This is a genomic window from Streptomyces sp. NPDC007905, from assembly GCF_042959345.1.
In the GTDB taxonomy this organism is placed as follows: Bacteria; Actinomycetota; Actinomycetes; order Streptomycetales; family Streptomycetaceae; genus Streptomyces.
In genome coordinates, this window is sequence record NZ_JBIBKS010000085.1 from 1 (window position 1) to 1,335 (window position 1,335).

Genomic DNA, 1,335 nt, shown 5'->3' on the forward strand with positions numbered 1-1,335 from the left:
GCCATGTGGCACTCGTCGCCGCCCGACCGGTAGTCGCCGAAGTAGTCGACCACGTCCTCCGGCCACTGGTTGGCCTCCGCCAGCAGCACCGTGTCGGGGTACATCGCGTCGATCTCGCGGCGGACGCGTTTGAGGAAGGCGTGCGTGGCGGGCAGGTTCTCGCAGTTGGTGCCCTCTTCCGCGTACAGGTACGGCACCGCGTCGAGACGGTAGCCGTCGATGCCGAGGTCCAGCCAGAACTTCAGCGCGGCCAGGATCTCCTCCTGCACGGCCGGGTTCTCGTAGTTCAGATCCGGCTGGTGGGAGAAGAAGCGGTGGAAGTAGTACTGGCCCCGAATGGGATCGAAGGTCCAGTTGGAGACCTCGGTGTCGACGAAGATGATCCGCGCGTCCTGGTACTGCTTGTCGTCGTCGGCCCACATGTAGTAGTCGCCGTAGGGGCCGTCGGGGTTCTCCCGGGACTCCTGGAACCACGGGTGCTGGTCGCTGGTGTGGTTCATGACGAAGTCGATGATCACGCGCATGCCGCGCTGGTGCGCGGCGTCCACGAACTCCACGAAGTCGGCCAGGTCACCGAATTCGGGGAGTACGGCGGTGTAGTCGGAGACGTCATAACCGCCGTCACGCAAGGGCGACTTGAAAAAGGGGGGCAGCCACAGGCAGTCCACGCCCAGCCACTGCAGATAGTCGAGCTTGGCGGTCAGGCCCTTGAGGTCGCCGATGCCGTCGCCGTCGCTGTCCTGGAAGGAGCGGACGAGTACCTCGTAGAAGACGGCGCGTTTGAACCACTCGGGGTCCCGGTCCTTGGCGGGAGTGTCCTCGAAGGTGTCCGGCACGGGGTCGTTGACAGTCATGACGCTGAGGGCCCTCCGATCTGTGGCGTCGATCGCCCGACGCGGAGCACATGCGCCGGCGTCCGGCCGGGCGTGAGGCGCACGTAGCTGGTCCTGCCCCAGTGGTAGGTCTCCCCTGTCAGTTCGTCGTGCACGGACAGGGCAGCGTTCCAGTCCAGGCCGAGTTGCGGCATGTCCAACGAGACCGTGGCCTCCTGGGTGTGGTGCGGATCGAGGTTGACGACCACGATGACCGTGTCCGGGCCCGTGCTCTTGCTGTAGGCGAGCACGTTGTCGTTGTCGGTCCGGTGGAAGCGGAGGTTCCGCAGGCGCTGTAGCGCGGGGTGCTGCCGGCGAATGGTGTTGAGCCGGGTGATGAGGGGGGCGATGGTGCGGCCCTCGCGTGCGGCGGCTTCCCAGTCGCGGGGTTTGAGCTGGTACTTCTCCGAGTCGAGGTACTCCTCGCCGCCCTCCCGCAGCGGGGTGTTCTCGCACAGTTCGT

2 protein-coding genes are annotated in these 1,335 nt (G+C 66.1%); both read right to left on the reverse strand.

What is annotated here, in order from left to right:
* The coding region (locus tag ACFZDC_RS42010) for an alpha-amylase family glycosyl hydrolase (protein ID WP_391332378.1) at positions 1 to 854 on the reverse strand (854 nt) is incomplete at its 3' end.
* A partial coding sequence (locus ACFZDC_RS42015; protein ID WP_391332379.1) for an alpha-glucosidase C-terminal domain-containing protein occupies positions 851 to 1,335 on the reverse strand: 485 nt, incomplete at its 5' end. The genes ACFZDC_RS42010 and ACFZDC_RS42015, both read right to left, overlap by 4 nt.